General features: G+C 41.6%; 26 protein-coding genes and 1 pseudogene. 25 read left to right on the plus strand and 2 right to left on the minus strand.

What is annotated here, in order from left to right; genetic code table 11:
* Window positions 1–21 precede the first annotated feature (21 nt).
* From rpsH to rplO, 10 genes are all read left to right on the plus strand, one after another.
* Window positions 22–417, plus strand: a complete 396-nt coding sequence (gene rpsH, locus LRM42_RS00995) for a 30S ribosomal protein S8 (RefSeq protein ID WP_243812383.1) — start codon at window positions 22–24, stop codon at window positions 415–417.
* 82 nt (window positions 418–499) lie between these two features.
* Window positions 500–2110: a ribosomal protection-like ABC-F family protein gene (abc-f, locus tag LRM42_RS01000; protein ID WP_243816409.1), complete on the plus strand. Its 1611-nt coding sequence runs from the start codon at window positions 500–502 to the stop codon at window positions 2108–2110.
* Between the two features lie 274 nt (window positions 2111–2384).
* Window positions 2385–3122, plus strand: coding sequence for an alpha/beta fold hydrolase (locus tag LRM42_RS01005; RefSeq protein ID WP_243816410.1), 738 nt, complete (start codon window positions 2385–2387; stop codon window positions 3120–3122).
* 352 nt (window positions 3123–3474) lie between these two features.
* On the plus strand, window positions 3475–4215 hold the full coding sequence (locus tag LRM42_RS01010; RefSeq protein WP_243816411.1) for a uracil-DNA glycosylase family protein: 741 nt from the start codon (window positions 3475–3477) through the stop codon (window positions 4213–4215).
* A gap of 132 nt (window positions 4216–4347) precedes the next feature.
* Window positions 4348–4800 carry an NUDIX hydrolase gene (locus LRM42_RS01015; RefSeq protein WP_243816412.1) on the plus strand — a complete coding sequence of 151 codons (453 nt, stop codon included), beginning with the start codon at window positions 4348–4350 and terminating at the stop codon, window positions 4798–4800.
* Between the two features lie 165 nt (window positions 4801–4965).
* The gene (locus LRM42_RS01020; RefSeq protein WP_243816413.1) at window positions 4966–5700 is read left to right on the plus strand and encodes a hypothetical protein; all 735 of its coding nucleotides are present in this window, start codon (window positions 4966–4968) and stop codon (window positions 5698–5700) included.
* Window positions 5701–5789: 89 nt separating this feature from the next.
* Window positions 5790–6323, plus strand: a complete 534-nt coding sequence (rplF, locus tag LRM42_RS01025; RefSeq protein WP_129632941.1) for a 50S ribosomal protein L6 — start codon at window positions 5790–5792, stop codon at window positions 6321–6323.
* 2 nt (window positions 6324–6325) lie between these two features.
* Window positions 6326–6676 carry a 50S ribosomal protein L18 gene (gene rplR, locus LRM42_RS01030; protein WP_243816414.1) on the plus strand — a complete coding sequence of 117 codons (351 nt, stop codon included), beginning with the start codon at window positions 6326–6328 and terminating at the stop codon, window positions 6674–6676.
* Between the two features lies 1 nt (window position 6677).
* A complete protein-coding gene (gene rpsE, locus LRM42_RS01035; protein WP_129632920.1) occupies window positions 6678–7268 on the plus strand; it encodes a 30S ribosomal protein S5 in 591 nt (196 codons plus the stop codon).
* Window positions 7268–7741: a 50S ribosomal protein L15 gene (gene rplO / locus LRM42_RS01040; RefSeq protein WP_243816415.1), complete on the plus strand. Its 474-nt coding sequence runs from the start codon at window positions 7268–7270 to the stop codon at window positions 7739–7741. Before rpsE ends, rplO begins: the two co-directional genes overlap by 1 nt.
* A 66-nt stretch (window positions 7742–7807) precedes the next feature.
* Here the strand turns inward: rplO and LRM42_RS01045 are convergent, their stop codons facing one another.
* Window positions 7808–8521, minus strand: coding sequence for an OmpA family protein (locus LRM42_RS01045; protein WP_243816416.1), 714 nt, complete (start codon window positions 8519–8521; stop codon window positions 7808–7810).
* Window positions 8522–8657: 136 nt separating this feature from the next.
* Between LRM42_RS01045 and secY the strand changes: the two genes are divergently transcribed.
* Window positions 8658–10133: a preprotein translocase subunit SecY gene (secY, locus tag LRM42_RS01050; RefSeq protein ID WP_243816417.1), complete on the plus strand. Its 1476-nt coding sequence runs from the start codon at window positions 8658–8660 to the stop codon at window positions 10131–10133.
* Between the two features lie 51 nt (window positions 10134–10184).
* On the opposite strand, the gene LRM42_RS01055 is transcribed toward secY, so the two are convergent.
* Window positions 10185–10760 carry a hypothetical protein gene (locus LRM42_RS01055; RefSeq protein ID WP_243816418.1) on the minus strand — a complete coding sequence of 192 codons (576 nt, stop codon included), beginning with the start codon at window positions 10758–10760 and terminating at the stop codon, window positions 10185–10187.
* Window positions 10761–10865: 105 nt separating this feature from the next.
* On the opposite strand from LRM42_RS01055, the gene infA reads away from it, so the two are divergent.
* From infA to trpS, 14 genes and pseudogenes are all read left to right on the plus strand, one after another.
* Window positions 10866–11108 carry a translation initiation factor IF-1 gene (gene infA, locus LRM42_RS01060; protein WP_129635133.1) on the plus strand — a complete coding sequence of 81 codons (243 nt, stop codon included), beginning with the start codon at window positions 10866–10868 and terminating at the stop codon, window positions 11106–11108.
* A 54-nt stretch (window positions 11109–11162) separates the two neighbouring features.
* Entirely contained in the window at window positions 11163–11279 is a 117-nt protein-coding gene (rpmJ, locus tag LRM42_RS01065; protein ID WP_129637195.1) for a 50S ribosomal protein L36, read from the plus strand.
* Window positions 11280–11281: 2 nt separating this feature from the next.
* Window positions 11282–11668: a 30S ribosomal protein S13 gene (gene rpsM, locus LRM42_RS01070; RefSeq protein WP_129632902.1), complete on the plus strand. Its 387-nt coding sequence runs from the start codon at window positions 11282–11284 to the stop codon at window positions 11666–11668.
* A 15-nt stretch (window positions 11669–11683) separates the two neighbouring features.
* Window positions 11684–12073, plus strand: a complete 390-nt coding sequence (gene rpsK / locus LRM42_RS01075; RefSeq protein WP_129745336.1) for a 30S ribosomal protein S11 — start codon at window positions 11684–11686, stop codon at window positions 12071–12073.
* A gap of 2 nt (window positions 12074–12075) precedes the next feature.
* Entirely contained in the window at window positions 12076–12696 is a 621-nt protein-coding gene (gene rpsD, locus LRM42_RS01080) for a 30S ribosomal protein S4 (RefSeq protein ID WP_232736548.1), read from the plus strand.
* Window positions 12697–12717: 21 nt separating this feature from the next.
* A complete protein-coding gene (locus LRM42_RS01085; RefSeq protein WP_146423081.1) occupies window positions 12718–13641 on the plus strand; it encodes a DNA-directed RNA polymerase subunit alpha in 924 nt (307 codons plus the stop codon).
* A gap of 2 nt (window positions 13642–13643) precedes the next feature.
* On the plus strand, window positions 13644–14030 hold the full coding sequence (gene rplQ / locus LRM42_RS01090; protein ID WP_129636875.1) for a 50S ribosomal protein L17: 387 nt from the start codon (window positions 13644–13646) through the stop codon (window positions 14028–14030).
* Between the two features lies 1 nt (window position 14031).
* Window positions 14032–14463: a 50S ribosomal protein L13 gene (gene rplM / locus LRM42_RS01095; RefSeq protein WP_243816419.1), complete on the plus strand. Its 432-nt coding sequence runs from the start codon at window positions 14032–14034 to the stop codon at window positions 14461–14463.
* 1 nt (window position 14464) lies between these two features.
* Entirely contained in the window at window positions 14465–14863 is a 399-nt protein-coding gene (gene rpsI, locus LRM42_RS01100; RefSeq protein WP_129632884.1) for a 30S ribosomal protein S9, read from the plus strand.
* Between the two features lie 70 nt (window positions 14864–14933).
* On the plus strand, window positions 14934–15797 hold the full coding sequence (locus tag LRM42_RS01105) for an alpha/beta fold hydrolase (RefSeq protein WP_243816420.1): 864 nt from the start codon (window positions 14934–14936) through the stop codon (window positions 15795–15797).
* Entirely contained in the window at window positions 15794–16369 is a 576-nt protein-coding gene (cyaB, locus tag LRM42_RS01110; protein ID WP_243816421.1) for a class IV adenylate cyclase, read from the plus strand. Before LRM42_RS01105 ends, cyaB begins: the two co-directional genes overlap by 4 nt.
* A 15-nt stretch (window positions 16370–16384) precedes the next feature.
* Window positions 16385–16974: pseudogene (locus LRM42_RS01115) on the plus strand (non-canonical purine NTP pyrophosphatase).
* Complete coding sequence (locus LRM42_RS01120) at window positions 16971–17276, plus strand: hypothetical protein (protein ID WP_243816422.1); 306 nt, start codon at window positions 16971–16973, stop codon at window positions 17274–17276. Before LRM42_RS01115 ends, LRM42_RS01120 begins: the two are co-directional and overlap by 4 nt.
* Before the next feature lie 67 nt (window positions 17277–17343).
* Window positions 17344–18387: a tryptophan--tRNA ligase gene (gene trpS / locus LRM42_RS01125; RefSeq protein ID WP_243816423.1), complete on the plus strand. Its 1044-nt coding sequence runs from the start codon at window positions 17344–17346 to the stop codon at window positions 18385–18387.
* Window positions 18388–18397 lie beyond the last annotated feature (10 nt).

Below are 18397 nucleotides of genomic sequence, written 5' to 3' on the forward strand. Positions count from 1 at the left end.
AAAGGAGATTAGAATATGTCTATGCAAACTACAGACCCAATCGCCGACCTTCTGACTCGCATCCGCAATGCGAAATTGGTTGGCAAAACGGAAGTTCGTGTTCCGTCCAGCAAGATGAAGAAAGTCATCGCTGAACAATTAGTCAAAAACGGCTACTTGGCAGATGTCAAGCTGGAAGATGCTAAACCTCGTGGCGTGTTGGTAGTTACTATCAATGAAAAAGGAACTAACAGCACTATCAACGAAATTACCCGTATCTCAAAACCTGGTCGTCGCGTTTACGTCGGCGCTAGCGAGATTCCAAAGGTAAAGAGCGGCCGCGGTTTGGTACTTATCTCAACATCAAAAGGTGTCATGACTGGTGCCGAAGCAGCCAAGGCTAAACTTGGTGGTGAATTGTTGTTGAAGGTTTACTAAGCCTCACGCAAATCAAATAAACGTCCTCATTGCAGGGCGTTTATTTTTATATCTATCTGTACAGAGATAGTATAATAGTGATGTGATTGATCTTAAGAATGTGTCTTATGAAACTAATAGTCGAGAATTGTTCGGCGACGTAAGCTTTGCTATTAACGCCGGAGACAAAATTGGACTAGTTGGTCCAAATGGCGCCGGAAAAACTACTTTATTAAAAATAATAAACGGAGATATCCAGCCTACATCTGGCGATATTATTTCGAGTGGTGAAGAGATAGGCATTTTACCACAAAACCTGAATAAATGGCTCGATAAGACAGTTTATGATTTTATAGAAGAAGTGACCGGCGTTAAGTCGGCTAGAGAAGAATTTGATTATCAGTGTGAGAGATTAACCCAAGAGGCTAGTGAAAAGACGCTATTAGCTTATGGCGAAGCTCTGGAGAGGTATGAAAAATTCGAAGTAGCAAATTTTGACACGACGATTAAAAAGGCTTTATCGCGGGCAGCTCTGGGTGATATTGATCCGGATAGACGTCTGAATACATTTTCCGGGGGACAACGCACACGGATAGCTTTGGCGGCAGTTTTTGCGTCTCGTTATGATCTAATTTTACTTGATGAGCCAACTAATAACCTTGATGACAGCGGAGTAATTTTGCTTGAAGATTTTATTGACAATTCGCCAGCTTCATTTTTGATCGTGTCTCATGATCGGCATTTCTTACGTAACACCGCAGAACGGATCATAGAATTGACTGGCGGCAAGGGTGTGAATAAGTATAATCTTGGTTACGATGAATATATTGAAGCAAGACGTGAAGCCCGTCAAGCAATGATTGACCGCTATGAGCAATATGAAAAGGAGAAAAAGCGACTATACCGCGTTGCGCGGGATGCGAGAATTCGTGCGAATTCGGCCAAAGCTAGCCACAAAAAATCGGATAGTGATAAGTTAAATGATAATTTTCGTAAAGAGCGCGCATCTTCAAATATTGCAGGGGCGGCTGGAGGCGTGGAGTCTCGCCTGCGACAATTGGATGAACCTGAGAGAGTGGAGGATGAAATTGCTATTAAGTTTGCTTTCGATGAAGTATCGTCTAAGAAGCATAGCCTTATTTCTGTGCAATCGCTAAGTATTTCACATGACGGAGAGAAGGTGATAGGACCCGTTACTTTTAATGTACGTCCTGGCAATAAAATATTGATCCAAGGAGAGAATGGTTCAGGAAAATCTTCGCTCTTCAATTTTATTATGGGAAATAATACACCCGAGTATCATCGCGGAGAAATAAAAAAAGGCGAAAATGCAAAAATAATATACATGAATCAGTCGCAATCATTGCCGCTTAAAGACAACTCGCCTTTGGATAATTTGCGGTACTTATCGCCAAAACTTGAATTACATGACGCGATCAATATATTAATTCGTTTTGGTCTAGATAAAAGAACAATCTCTTCGACAAAAGCAATAGATCTCAGCGGTGGCGAACGGGCTAAAGTTTTGCTTGCTGCTATGTCAACGGATTCTCCTGATCTTATCATCCTGGATGAGCCGACGAATAATCTTGACATTCCTACGATTGAAGCTTTGGAATTGGCGCTAGGTCAGTATAAAGGAGGCGTTGTGATAGTGTCTCATGATCAAGACTTTATCAAAAATATAGGGATAACGGAGAAAATTAAAATATAAAAAAGACTTGATGGAATAGCTTTGTAGAGAATTAGCTAAAATATTTAAATGTAAGTTTAGACGATCTAGCTGGTGATTAAACAGTAGAAGCAAGAAGTGATAAAAGGACTACAATAATATCTCCAATTGAAAATGTTATAGTATCTTGTAATAAAATTCAGTCATCAGGCAAGTACGAAGGTGGTAAAGATTCACCAAAATATGCTTTGTTTGGACGTGATGACATCAATTCTACTGCTTTTTGTATATTATAATTTAACTAAGGGGTGATTTTATGATAGTTAAAGAATATGGAAAATCTAATAAAGATATTATTATGTTATTACATGGTGGTGGATTATCATGGTGGAATTATGAAGAAGTGTCAGAAATATTAAAAAGTAATTATCATGTAATATTACCAATATTAGATGGCCATTCAGGAAGTGATAGAGATTTTACTTCTATTGAAAGTAATGCAAATGAAATAATTGAATATATTGATAATAATTATAACGGAAATGTTAAACTTATAGGAGGACTTTCACTAGGAGCACAAATTTTATTAGATATATTGTCAAAAAGAGACAATATATGTGAATATGCAATAATTGAAAGTGCTTTAGTATGCCCAATGAAAATGACAAATAAACTTATAGAATCATCAATTAATATGTCTTATGGACTTATAAATAAAAAGTGGTTTTCTAAACTTCAATTTAAAAGTTTAAAAATAAAAGAAGAATTATTTGATAAGTATTATATTGATAGTTCTAATATAACAAAAGATAATATGATTTCATTTTTAAAAGCTAATTCCAATTATCATCTTAAGAATATAAAAACTAACAAATCAAAATCAATAGTGGTAGTAGGAAGTAAAGAAAGACCAATTATGATTAAATCTGCAAAAATAATACACAATGAATTAATTAATAGTGAATTAGAAATATTAAGTGGTTATTATCACGGAGATTTAAGTATTAATCACCCAAATGAATATGCAGAAAAAGTTAAGAAACTGATAAAATAACTGTTCGGAAAATTTTAGTAAACATGAGCAGTTTGAATAGTAAGTATGATGAGAGCCGAAAGGCTCTTATTTTTATGTCTTTAAATTATATTCATTCTAAAAAGTTTGTTGCATTAAGAATGGTGGTAGTATAATTATTTCTATTGCAAATGGCTTTTTATGCCCAGAGGATCAATATATAATTCCAGGAACAGAATTTATTGATATTTATAGAGGTTTTGATATGGTAAAAAAATTGTCAACGGAACTTCGTAATAATTGTTTTGAAAATATTAGATTTTTTCCTACAAATGTAGAACTTTTTTATCAGCTAAGGTAAAAAAATGATGTTATATTTTAAAGGAGGTATTAAATGATTGAACAAAAAACATTCGGTCAGAAAGTAATAGAATTTAATAAAAAATTATCTAAAATATCAATGGAATTACCGGATGGTTTTAAAATTATAAATCCGTTTAATGGAAGTCAAAAAGAAATAGTAAATGAAATTTCAACAACGTTCTACAAAAGGTTTTACAATGATTGTAATAAACGTCGTATAATATTAGGAAGTTCACCAGCACGTCGAGGAACAGCTGTTACGGGGGTGCCATTTGAGGATGCGGAACATCTTCAAAAAGAAACTGGTATTTTGATTGATAAGTTTTATATTAACAAATCATCTTCAGGTTTTTTATATGATGTAATCGAAAAATATGGTGGATGCAAAAAGTTTTATTCGGATTTTTATATGAATTTTGTCTGTCCTGTTGGTATAGTTAGAACCAATTCAAAGGGAAATGAGGTTAACTGTAATTATTATGATAGTAAAAAATTGCAAGAAATATTGTATTCTTTGATCGTTAGTTCAATACAGGCACAAATTGATTTTGGAATTGATACTTCTGTGTGTTATTGCATAGGAAGTGGAGATAATTATACATTTTTATCTAAAATAAACAAAAAATATAATTTTTTTGATGAAATCATACCTTTGGAACATCCGAGATTTATAATGCAGTATAATTCTAAACATAAATATGAATATTTTGAAAAGTATTTGACAGCTTTAAAGCAAAATTATAACAAAGAAAAGGAGATAGCGTATAGTTAATAAAAAATTTTAATGAAACATTAATACATGACGAGTTGTTCAAAAAGATTGATTATGTTATTTTGTTGTTGAAGGTTTACTAAGCCTCACGCAAATCAAATAAACGTCCTCATTGCAGGGCGTTTATTTTTTATGATAAACTTTTATCATATGGGAGCTGGAGCGCTAAAAGACATAAGGTCGGCATATCGAGTAGTAGTAAAGGGATTAGTGCGCGATGAATTAGGTAGACTGCTGTTCGTTCAAGAGAGAAGTGACTCATGGGACTTTCCTGGCGGTGGGCTAGAACATGGTGAGGATATTACAGAAGCGTTGAAACGAGAGTTTCTGGAAGAACTAGAGACAGATATCGAAGTCGCTGCAGAAAATCCCTTGATTATTCCAACGTGGAATACAAAGTTCGACGACCCCGTTTTGATTATTGCCTACAAAGTTACTCTGTTAACGATACCTCGTAAAACAGATGAAGTTTCAAACTTTAACTATTTCGATATTCATGAAATCAAACAAGAAAAGCTAGATTCTACGCTGATTGGCAATCTTTCAAAGATATACCCATGCAAATATCTCGATACGGCCGAGTAATGACTTCAAGCCTATCGACCCCTATCTACACTTCAGCATCCTCAATTCGCCGCAGATCCTCCTGGTTAGTATTTCCAAAGATGTCATGACCAGCACCTTGTTTAGGGTGTGCTTATGGTATACTAATGAGCGGGAGGATATTGGTGTAAACACAAACCAACTAAAATGATGAAGTTACAAAATCACGATCAAACTAAACGTATAAAAAATGTCTTTCTTGACTACGACAAATTAAAGCAGTTTGATGATATTATCTCGGACGCAATCAAACAAAGTAGTCGAAAGATTACCTACAGCAAGGATGTCAAATTTTCTGATAATAAGGATAAGCGTTTTGAGCTTGAGTCCATTGATGAGATTAGAGGGAGAAAAATATACGAGTTGTACTTTCAGATTAGAGAGCATGATTCTTACAATAACCTTAGTATAAATTTTTATTCCTCAGATACGGTCATTCTAAGTATGCATCTAAAACATAGCCCGGGAGATATGGTATACGTCGAGCAGCAAATAGAGCAGTTCCTAATTAACAACTGTAAAGTCCCTTTCTGGGATTATAAAAAGCTTCTAAAAAATATCTGGGATATGTCGCTAGTGATAGTACTCGCCGTATTATTTATCCCATCACAACAAAATATCCCCGGCGAAGTACATTTAGATTCGCTAGTGAGTTATATAGCAAAGTTGCTATTTTCGTATATTACCATACAATTATTTTTATATTTATTTTTATATTTATGGATATTACCTAAGATCATACCACACTACAATAGAATTAATAAAGCGGTTGATGGTAGAACGAGCAAAGAGATGAATAAGCCATATATTGCCATATTGAGCTTTGTAATAGCCCCTTTGGTTGTTGGAATTATTATAGAGATTATAGGTAAAATCATATAGTTGGAATATAATCATCCTTGCATTTTACCCCTAGTCTGTGTTAAAATACTGAAGTTAATATCAAATCACACGAAAGGTGAGTAATGAGTCTGAGTCGAATCGGAAAACTGCCGGTGATTATTCCGGCCGGTGTGACAATCACGGTTGACTCTGGTGATGTGGTCGTTAAAGGACCAAAGGGTGAATTGAAGCAATTCATCACACCAGCAGTTGAGGTGAAAGTCGAAGACGGACAAGTCACGGTGCATCCTAAGGACGAGTCCAAAGTAGCCCGTAGTCAGCATGGTCTGATGCGCGCGCTAATCAACAACATGGTAATCGGTGTAACCAAAGGTTATGAAAAACGCCTAGAGGTTAACGGTGTCGGTTTCCGTGTTAGCTCAAGTAATAATGAGCTGGAAATGGCACTTGGATTTTCACATCCAGTCAAATACAAAGCCCCAGAAGGCGTAACTGTTACCAACGAAAAAATGATCATCGTTGTTAGCGGTATCAATAAACAACAAGTCGGCCAAGTTGCAGCGGAAATCCGCGCCTTGAAGAAGCCTGAACCATACAAGGGCAAGGGTATCAAGTACGTCGACGAGCAGATTTTGCGTAAAGCAGGAAAGACAGGTAAGTAATCATGGCTGAAAATAAGAAGCTACTCAACCGCGCTCTTCGCAAAAACCGCGTTCGCGCTAAGGTTTCAGGCACGGCAGAGCGCCCACGCTTGACAGTTACTATTAGCAATTTGCACGTTAGCGCACAGTTGATTGATGATGTAGCTGGCAAGACATTGGCTGCAGCAACTACGGTTGGCACAAAAGCAACTGGCACGATGACTAAAAAAAGTGCTGCTATCGGTACTGAAATTGCTAAAAAAGCAAAGAAAATTAAGATTAGCGCAGTAGTGTTTGACCGAAATGGTCGTCAATACGCTGGTCGCCTAAAGGCTTTGGCTGATGCTGCGCGCCAAGAAGGATTGGAGTTTTAGTATGGCAGAGCAAGCTGCAAATACTACCCCACGTGCAGAAGGTCGTCGACCTCGAAATCCACGTGGTGGTCGCCGCGATGACCGGCGAAATGTGCGCGATGACGCACCAAAAGAGTTTGAAGAATTGGTAATCAACATTGACCGCGTTTCTCGCGTGGTTAAGGGTGGTCGCCGTTTCCGATTTAAGGCTTTGGTGGTTGTTGGTAACCGCAAAGATAAAGTTGGCGTCGGTGTTGCCAAGGGTGCAGACGTTCAAGCTGCAGTAGCTAAGGCTACGTCAGTCGCTAAAAAGCACCTAATTACATTGCCATTAAACGGCGAAACAATTCCGCACGACAGCGAAGTTAAATTCTCTGGCGCACGCGTATTGATCAAGCCAGCCGCTCCTGGTACTGGTATTATCGCTGGTGGTGTAGTTCGCCAAATTATCGGCGTAACAGGTGTTCGTAACCTATTGACCAAATCTCTTGGCTCAACCAACAAGGTTAACATTGCTTACGCGACTATTGAAGCTCTAAAGTCATTAGTTCCACGCGATCAATGGCTAAGCGCTCAACCTGTAAAGAAGGTTGCTAAAAAGGAGGCTAAATAATGAAGTACAATGATCTCCAAGTTTCAGCAAACAAGAATAAAAAGCGCGTTGGTCGCGGTATTGCTGCTGGTCAAGGTAAAACTGCTGGTCGCGGTACTAAAGGTCAGAACGCCCGAACAGGTAAGAAGCTTCGAGTAATGTTCCAGGGCGGTCAGCGTCCACTAGCTCAAGCTGTACCAAAGGCTCGCGGATTCAAGAGCTTGCGAACTCCAGCTCAAGTTGTATACATGGATCACTTGAACGCATTTGACGGCAAGACCGTTGACAATGCTTTGTTGTTCACTGAAGGCTACATTGCAACCCCATTCCACACGGTTAAGGTGATTGCTCGTGGTGAATTGAAGGCTAAGGTTGACTTGAAAGTACAAGCTGCCTCAGCTTCAGTTGTTGCTGCCATCGAAAAAGCTGGTGGCTCATTCGAGAAAGTAGCTACACCTATACGCCAAAGCGCGAAAGAAGCTGAAGAGAAATAATCTTTCTCGACAATGACAAATCCCCTTCAAAAGAGAAGGGGATTTTCTTTTGCCCTGATTTTTGGACTATTTTTCGCTACATTCTTGCGGCACGACTAGATAAATAGTCACGTTTCTGTCGGCGGTGTCGTCGCTATTGTCGTGGCTGGCAATTTTTGGCTCAGAGATAATAATCTTATTCTCAGGAAAACCTTGCGAGACTAGACCTTGCTTGACTTTATCGGCGCGCTCCATGGCTAATTTTGTGCCAGCACTTGTCTTTGAACTCTCGTATGTTTGACCGACTAGCTCAATTGAAAATTCCTTTTGACTATTTGATTTGTATAGCGACCCCAGTTTAGCTAGTTCGTCAACGGCAATTCCTTCATATGTATATTGCGTCGAATCCGCATTGAAGAAAACATTTTTAAAATTGTATTTACCGTCGCTAAGCGTAAAATAGCCGTCTTTCATATAGCCATAGCCAGCTTTTCGAAAATCAGCAGACGTTAAACATTTTGAATCTGATTTAGCTAAATTCTGCTTTTTGTCTTCGTTTTTCTTCTCGTCCTTAGATTTGACTGCTTCTTTCCGTGAAATATTCGTATTATTTGAAGGAGTGGTTTTATTTGACACAAGAACAATTGCCACCACTATTCCGATTGTCGCCAGCACTCCCACGATTGCCAATGTAACCCATAGCCACAATTTACTTTTCTTTGGTGGATAATTTTGGGGAAATTCTGGGTTTGGCGGTGGCGTAATCGGTGGAGTTGATGGGACTTCAGGTTGCTGTTGCATATAATACCTCGTTTACGTTATGTTATTGACTCAATTATAACGCATACGCTTTTATGTTTTTAGTATGGAAATATCCGCTAAGGTACTGTATAATTAACAGAGTTAAGAATTGTTAGTGACTATGAGGGGCTAAAACATGAATTGGAGAATAATTTTTCGCTCGCTGAAAAATAAAGATATGCAAAAACGACTATTTATCGTCGTGGGAATAATCGTTGTTTATCGATTATTAGCGCACATTCCAGTGCCATTGGCTGAACCAACGCAGCTGCGTAACGCGATTTCGTCGGTACTTGGACAATCCGACCTCGGTGGAATTTTGAACTTGCTATCTGGTGGCGCATTGTCGAGCTTCTCTCTGGTGTTGGTTGGGCTTAGTCCATTTATTACTGCTAGTATTATCATTCAGCTTCTAACTAAAGCCATTCCAAGGCTTGAGGAGCTACACAAAGACGGCGAATCTGGACGTCGGAAAATTCAGCAATGGACGCGTGTTATTACTGTGCCACTTGCTATTGTCCAGTCAATCGCTTTCATCTTCATCTTAAGGCAAACAGTTCTTCAAGGCGGCAGTACGACGTTGGCCGACCCGACGATGATGGAATGGATCGTTTCAATCACTTCAATGACGGCAGGCTCTGTTCTTCTGATGTGGCTTGGCGAGTTGATCACTGAGCAGGGAATCGGCAACGGTATTTCTATCGTAATCTTCGCTGGTATCATCAGCCAATTGCCACAAATGCTCGCGTCATTAATCTCATCATTGTTCAACACCTCATCTGGCAGCTTAAACGTCTTCAACTGGTTCACTCTCCCCGTAAACCCAGTTATGTTCTGGACGATATTAATCATGTCAATTGCCGGACTTATCGTCCTTTATTTCCTAGTTAAAATCAACGAAGCTCAGCGCGTCATTACAATTAACTACGCAAAGCGCGTTCACGGAAACAGTAATTACGGCGACGTAAAAAGCATTTTGCCGGTTAAGTTGATTGCTGCGGGAGTTATTCCGGTCATCTTCGCGGTTGCATTCCTGAGTTTGCCGCAATTTGTTGGTCAAGTTATGAAAGCGTCTGGTAACGCCAATCTTCTACCGACTGCCAACAAATTGATCACTTGGTTCCAAGCTCCAAACGCGGGCTCATTCACCGGCAGTACCGCAGAAGCATTTATCTACCCAACCCTATACTTCATCTTGGTTATCGCCTTTACATATTTCTATACCGGAATCGTCTTTAACGCTAATGAAATTGCCGAAAATCTGCAGAAGCAGGGCGGATTTATTGAAGGCGTGCGTCCGGGCGCTCAGACTGAAAAATATCTCATGAGAACCGTCAATCGCTTGATTTTGTTCGGCTCAATCGTCCTGGGAATCGTGGCTATTTTGCCATTCGTCGCGGAATATCTCACGTACAATTTGACAGGTTTGCAAGGTTTGCGTTTGTCAATTGGCGGTACAGGAATCTTGATTATCGTATCAGTTGCCCTTGAAACTCTGCGACAAGTCAACTCTCGTGCGCTGATGGTTACGTATGACGACTTTGACCCAGACGAGCTGCTTGATAGCGACAAAAAGAAGAGTAAGAAGCGTCGTTTGTTTAAGAAAAAATAATTGACATTAAAAATCCCCGCCGAAAAGCGGGGAATTCTTTTTGCGAATGGATTATCGTATTTTGTAATCGTAAGATAAATTGTCGCCAACTTTTTTCTCATTTTGGCAGACTGGCGCAATTTCATTACTAATGTTATTTTCATCAACCATCTTACAGCTCGGAATGTCAAATAGGTTAAATTGATTGGTTGGGGAAATCACTTTCCACCCGTCGTCTTTCTTAATTGCGAACATTCGCGCCGCAGAATTGCCGCAACCATAGCCCAGCAACAACTGTTTCTCGTCCTGGGAATGGGCAATTACCACAGTTACGCTGTTGTTATCCTTGCAGCCTGATTTTTTAGTTTCTGTCTTCAGAAAATAGCGAATCTCTTGTGTGACTGAATCGTTACGAATAACTAATTTATCTCCTTCGATTCGGAAGCCTAGAGAGCCCAAGTTCACGGATCCACCGTCAACATTTTCGACTGTTTGAAACGTCTTGTCGGAAGTTTGGTTGACGTGTAATAAAATTACGCCAATAACCATCACTATCAAAGCCGTCACCAGACCGATTAACACCGCGATCATTATCTCATTCTTCGATTTTGTAACCTTAAAGTTTGCCGGTTTTTTCTTGCTTGCCATAAAAATCCTTATGTTAAATTTGATAGCACAATTATAGCACGTAAATTTACGGCGAAAACCCTTGTCAAACTGTGTTTAGTACTGTATAATTGACAACTGTAACTTATGGCGAGTCAAAAGGAAGTCATCAAAATGGTAGGAAAGGTAGTGGAAGCACTGCCTAATACTCAATTTAAGGTGGAACTGGAGAATGGCCATAGTATCATCGCGCACATTTCAGGACGAATGCGTAAGCACTATATTCGTCTGGTGCCTGGTGATAAGGTTGAGGTTGAGATGACCCCTTACGATCTTACAAAGGGACGAATCAGCTTCCGCCTACGTGACGATCGACCTCAAGGTCGGTAGTTAAATATTAACGGTAATCTCGGGTTTACTCGGGAAGGGAGATTTAAGCACTTTATGAAAGTTCGTGCAGGTGTGAAAAAAATCAGTCCCGATGATAAGTTCGTTCGCCGCAAAGGCCGACTATATATCATCAACAAGAAAAAACCTAAGAACAAGCAAAGGCAGGGTTAAGCATGGCTCGAATTGCTGGGGTAGTTATCCCAACAGAGAAGCAGGTGCAAATTGCGCTCACCTATATTTACGGTATTGGGCCAAAGCACGCTTCGAGCATCCTTGCGGCGGCTAAAATTGAGCCGACCACTCGGGTGAAAGATCTCACCGAGGCTGAAGAAAACAAGATTCGCGAAATTATTGACAGCGAATACACCGTTGAAGGTGATCTCCAGCGCTTGGTGGCAAATAATATTAAGCGCTTGAAGGATATCAACGCCTATCGCGGTCTTCGCCACAAAGCAGGACTGCCAACACGCGGACAGCGGACTCGTACGAATGCACGAACTCGCAAGGGTCGCGCCATCGCCGTGGGCGGTACACAACCAAAAGCAGCAAGTAAGACCTAAAGAAAGGACTAAGAAATGGCAGACGCAAAATCTACCAAGAAGAAGCAGCGCCGATCAGTCCCAGCTGGTCAGCTGCACATTCAGGCAACATTTAACAATACTATCGTTACTTTTTCCGACAAGAAGGGTAACGTACTAACCGCTTCATCAGCTGGTGCATGTGGTTTCCGTGGAAGCAAAAAAGGTACAGCCTATGCTTCACAGGTTGCTGCTGAAAAAGCTGCTGAAGCTGCGAAATCTCAATACGGCTTGAAGTCTGTTGACGTTTTCGTGAAAGGTGTCGGCTTGGGTCGTGACGCCGCTATTCGTGCGGTCAGCGCCTTCGACATCTCAGTAGAAAGCATTAAGGACGTAACTGGCGTGCCTCACGGTGGTGTTCGTCCACGAAAGGCACGGAGGGCATAATTATGGCACGAGATAATTCACCAATTGTCAAGCAAAGCCGCCGCGAAGGTTATGCGCTTCATCCAAAAGCACATAAAATTTTGGCGAAAAAATCTGGCATTCCAGGTCAGCATGCACATGGTCGTCAGAATAAGCCAAGCCTATACGCTACACAGCTTCGTGAAAAGCAGAAAGTTCGTCGTTTGTATGGTCTAGTTGAGAAGCAATTTGCTCGCTTGATGAACGAAGCAACACGCGCTCAAGAAGGTTTGGCCGGCGAAAACCTGTTGAAGCTATTAGAGCGCCGTTTGGATAACGTTGTTTATCGTTCTGGATTTGCCGTATCACGTCGCGCAGCTCGTCAACTAGTTAGCCACGGACACTTTGAATTGAACGGCCGACGCGTCGATATTCCATCGATTCGCGTTAAAGCTGGCGATGTCATCACGGTTCGTCCAAAGAGTACCAAGTCAGAGTACTTTACACGAATTGACGATGTAATCAACAATTCAGTCCAAGGCCCACTAAGTTGGCTAAAAGCTGATAGCAAGAAGCTGAAGATTGAAGTAACTGGTTTGCCAAAGCGCGAGGAAGCAGAAGCTGACATCAACGAGCAATTAATTGTTGAGTATTACTCACGATAAAAGAAGGGTTAGGGAAGAATTATGGCAAAAGCAATTTACAATCCAGCACTCGCGAGCGTTGATGACATTTCAGCAACCAGCGCTACTTTTCTAATCGAGCCACTTCACCCAGGCTACGGTAATACTCTTGGTAACTCATTGCGACGCGTTCTATTGTCAAGCGTTCGCGGTGGCGCAGTTGTAGCTTTCAGAATTGAAGGCGCAACTCACGAGTTTACTACTGTTGAAGGCATCAAAGAAGATGTTGTCGACATTATGTTGAACTTGAAAAACGTTCACCTACGCGTATTTACTGACGATCCAGTTGAACTGCGCATTGAGAAATCTGGCGCTGGCGAAGTGACTGCCGCTGACATTAAAACTAATGCTGACGTTGAAGTCGTTAACCCAGAGCAAGTAATTGCTACAATCGACGACCCGAACAAGCATTTGGTTATGGATTTGGTAGTTGAGGCAGGTTGCGGTTATCAGACAATTGAAGAGTCAAGCGAAAAGCGTTTGCACAGCGACATGATTGCTATTGATGCAATGTACTCACCAGTGTTGCGCGTTCGCTACAAAGTCGACTCAACTCGTGTTGGTCAGGAAACGAACTTGGACAAATTGGCAATCACTGTTGAAACTAACGGCACAATCACACCTCGTGAGGCGTTCGAAGAAGCAGCAGCGATTCTTGTCAATCAATACACAGCTTTGGCTGGCAACACGATGGTAACTGGCGCACCAGCACTTGGTGCAGCTAAGGAAGACGAAGAGTCGGAGCTAGCAATGCCAATCGAAGAGCTAAACTTAAGCGCCCGCACGACGAACGCGCTAATTAACAATGAAATCCGCACTATTCGCGATTTGGTAACTTTGACTGAGCAAGATTTGCGAGAATTGAAAGGCTTCGGTTCAAAGGCACTAGACGAAGTACGTGACAAGATGGCGGAGTTGGAGTTTTAACTATGCATAGACACGGATATCAAGGGCGCAAGTTCGGCCGCGAGCGTGATCAGCGACGAGCCCTACTCAAAGGTCTGGCTACCAGCTTGGTTGAGTACGGAAAGATCGAGACCACCTTGCCAAAGGCTAAGGAACTAAAGCGTCACATTGAAAAAATCATCACCAAGGCTAAAAAGGGCGACCTAGCAAGCCGACGTCAGGTGATTGCAGCATTAAGCACACGCGCCGCTGCTTACAAACTAGTTGATGAAATCGCGCCACAGCTAAGTGGTCGAACCAGCGGACACGTTCGCGTTGAACGAACACGTTTGCGAGTCGGCGACGGCGCTCAAATGGCAATCATCGAGTTTGTTGACGATATTAAACCAATGCCAAAGGAAGGAAAATAAGATGAAGACTTATTCACAAAAACCATCTGAAGTTTCTCGCCGTTGGGTATTGTTTGACGCTAGCGAATTACCACTTGGACGTTTGGCTACAGAAATTGCCAAGCATTTGACTGGTAAATACAAGCCAACTTACACTCCTCACATTGACGGTGGCGACTACGTAGTTGTGATCAATGCTGCGCAGACAGTCGTTACTGGATACAAGGAAACTGATAAGTATTACTATCGCCACAGTGGTTTCCCAGGTGGAATTAAGGAAACGCAATTCAAAAAAATGCGCGAACGCCACCCAGAGCGAATTATTGAAGAAGCTGTTAAAGGTATGTTGCCAAAGAACAAATTGCAAGCAGAGCGCCTAAAGCGCCTACGCATTTTTGCTGGCAGCGACCACGCTCACACAGCACAAACACCAGAGAAAGTTGAGGTAAAGTAATATGGCTGCTGATACTTATTTCTATGGCTTAGGTCGACGCAAGAGTGCTTCAGCAAGCGTTCGCCTACTTCCTGGCAAAGGCACCATTACAATCAACGGCAAGCCTGCTGCTGAGTACCTGGACGGCAACAAAACCTTGCTAGCAGAAGTAACTGACCCACTTGCAATTGTCAGCAAGCAAAAAGAATTCGACGTTACTATTCTAGTTAAAGGTGGCGGTCTGGCTGGTCAAGTTGACGCTATCAAGCTTGGTATCGCAAAAGCTTTGACAGCCGCTCACGCTGACCTGCGTCCAGTTCTGAAGAAGGCTGAGCTATTGAAACGTGACCCACGCGAGAAAGAGCGCAAGAAGTACGGTCTTCGTTCTGCTCGTAAGCGCGAACAATTCTCTAAGCGTTAGTACAGAAAAGGCTATCACAAAATACTCCGTTTCACATGCAGGCGGAGTATTTTCATAGTATACTAAAAATATGTTGGACAAGATTATCCATCGCTGGTTACGGATTCCGTATGCATTGAACGTGCATTATTTTTCTCGTCCGGAAAAACCGAAAGCGACAATCTTACTCATTCATGGACTGGGGACTTCATGGAAAACATGGACACCGCTGGAGCCGTATTTGCCAAAGGGCACGCGAGTTATAGCAATTGACATGCTGGGATTCGGCAATTCGCCCAAGCCTGATTGGAAATCCTACAATGTTCACGACCAAGCCGCAAGCATCGTCGCCACTTTGCGCAGGGAATTCATAAATCACGTAGATATTATCATCGGTCATTCTATGGGGTCGCTGGCTGCCGTAGAGCTCGCCAAGCAATATCCAAAGTTAAGCAAGTCACTGATTTTGTGCAGTCCACCTATATATTATCCGAGGGTTGACGAAAAAATTCATCATCCAGAGAAGATTTTGCGTGCGCTTTATGAGTTTTTCAATAGTCATCCGCGCAGCTCGAAACGTTTTTTGCAATTCGCTGATCGGCACAATATTTGGCCTGACGCTGGATTTAAGGCTGATGAAGTTACCGCCGAATCCTTCTTGACAGCCTTGAACACCGCGATTATCAATCAAACGACAATGAATGACATCGCTAAGCTCACTCTTCCGATTGCTATTTTGTCTGGAAAGCTTGATCCGCTGATTGTCGAGAGAAACCTGAAGAAATTAGCAAAAGATCATAACAATATCACTCATACGTCAATGGCAGCTCAGCGGCATGAAATAACCGATAAATATGCGAAGAAGCTGTCGGGAATTGTGAAAGAGTATTTGGCGGGAAAATATTCACCAAAAACGAGTCGTCTTATAGCAAAGTCCAAACGAGGAAGCTTATGATTGAAGTAGAGTCCAAATTTAAGGTATCGAGCAACATAACACGCGACGAACTTCTCGCCATACTTAAAAGCCAATTCATCACGTCAATATCAAGCAAACGCCAAATTGACACGGTGTTTTTATTGCCCGAGCAAGTTGACGCGCCAATTGTTCCTGGTTCAAAAATTATGCGAGTGCGCGACGTTCTTAATCCGGAAACTGGCGAGTTGCGACGAAGCTTGATGACATTGAAGGTCGAGGAGCAGACAAAGCTAGCGTCTGATGAATATGAATTTGCAGTTGATGACGGAAATGCGGCGCGCCAAATGCTCACAGCGCTGGGCTGGCAAGAAATCGTTACGGTTGATAAAATCCGCCTTGAATCGAAAACTGAGGACTATACGATTTGCATTGATGAAGTTGCTGGATTGGGGTTATTTATTGAACTGGAGGTTTTGACCGAAGATAGCGCCGACGTAAAAAACATTCAACAACAAATGTACAATTTTCTGAAAAGCCTGAACATTGACGGCAAATTATGGAAAATTCCGTACGACACAAGTATTAGAAATCTGCAAAATAACGTTAGTTAGCGTATACTTATCAATATGAAACAAGAGAATAGCTCAATTTATTTCATTACTTCCAATCACAGCAAATTCACCAGTCTTCAAGAACTCCTTCAGCCGCTTGGTGTTGATTTAAGGCAGCTCGATTATGATTTTGACGAAGGGCGAGGGTTGGATATTCAGACGATTGCCAAAAGTAAATTATCTCAAGCCAAGAAAGCGTTTCCAAACAAGCGCCTGGTCGTTGATGACCGCGGTTTTTCATTCCAGCGCTGAAAGGATTTCCGGGGCCGTTTGTTAAATTGCTACTGAATAGCTTTAGTTATCCCGGCATTATTAAGTTAATGAAGGGCGAGGCTGATCGTCGAGCTATTTTTTCTTTTGCGGTTGGCTATTTTGACGGCGAAAAAGACCATATTTTTGTAGCCAACGAAGAGGGATTTATCGTTGACGAGCCACGTGGCAATAATCTCCATGGCTGGACGGAATTGTTATATATTTATGGACATCCGAGCTTTCCTGGTCGCAGTTTAGCAGAATTGAATGATGAAGAATGGCAGGAATATTTGACGATAATTGAGAAAGTTGACGGGCTCGCGATGCTGAGGGATTATTTAATAGATACATGAAAGCTGATAATAACCATATCCAACAGGCTATCATTGCTCGCGAAATCATTGATCTCTACCGAGATTCGCCAGATAAATATAAGGTGGCGGAGTCTCTTAGCTCGTTGTGTTTTGTAATGGCGAGATTGACTGGCTGCGATAAAGTTGACTATCCAACAATTGACTGGGATGATTTAGCAAGTAACTTTGATGGCATAGCAACATCCCAGGACAGTGATGTATCATCTATACGAAAGATAGAAAATGATATAGCGTCTACATATAAAAAATCTTTAAAGATTATAAAGCAACAACTAAGCTGAGCTAGGAAGAATACAGATAATATATCGCCCCATTACTTAACGATCGAATAATGCTATAATATACCTAATGAAACCATCAAAACCCGTCATCCTCACTGGCGTGCGCGCCAACAACAACATCCACATAGGTAATTACTTTGGGGCTATCTTGCCGATTATCAACATGGCGAAACGTCGCTCGGACGAATATGATATCAATCTATTCATCCCAGACCTTCACAGTTTTACGACGCCAATTGACCATAGTAAACTATACGACAGCATTCTGAACAACGCGCGAGTTTATACCGCCGCCGGATTGCCACTGGACAACCCCTCCATTCATCTTTATCGCCAAAGTCGCATTCCGGCGCACAGCGAACTGGCGTGGATTCTGGATTGCTTCACTGGATTTGGCGAGATGAGTCGAATGACGCAGTTTAAGGACAAGGGAAGTAAAGGTGACGCTTCCGTCGGACTATTTAACTATCCCGTTCTGATGGCTGCCGACATTCTACTTTATGGCGCGACTTACGTGCCAGTTGGCGACGACCAGACCCAACATTTGGAGTTCACGCGTGATATTGCCGAGCGAATGAACCGTAAGTTTGGTGATCTATTTATCGTGCCGAAACCTGTAATTCAGCAACATCAATTCTTCGGAAAAGATCAAGGATTGAGGATTAAAGATCTCGTGAATCCAGCGAAGAAAATGAGCAAATCCGACGAGAGCGGCAAGGGAATTATTTTCCTTTCCGACGATCCAAAATCGGCACATAAGAAAATAATGAGCGCAACAACAGATTCAATTGGCAAGGTTCAATACGACAAGGAAAATCAGCCGGGAATTTCTAATTTGCTGGAGATTTTGACTTTGGTTCGGCAAGACGCTGGCAGGGAAGTTACTTTGGAGCAGACCGCCAACGAGTACTTCGGTATGGATCGTTATGGCGATTTCAAGCGAATTGTGGCCGACGAAGTCGCGGAATTTTTGGAGAATTTCCAGAATCGGCTTGCGGCGGTTGATGAGCAAGCAATTGAAGAAAAGCTGGCTTCCAGTGAAAAAGATATGAATGCCGTCGCCAATGAAACTTTGTACCGCGTTCAAAAAGCTGTAGGGCTTCGAAAATAGGGAGCAAATC

This window comes from Candidatus Nanosynbacter sp. TM7-075 (genome assembly GCF_022828255.1).
Taxonomy (GTDB): domain Bacteria; phylum Patescibacteriota; class Saccharimonadia; order Saccharimonadales; family Saccharimonadaceae; genus Nanosynbacter.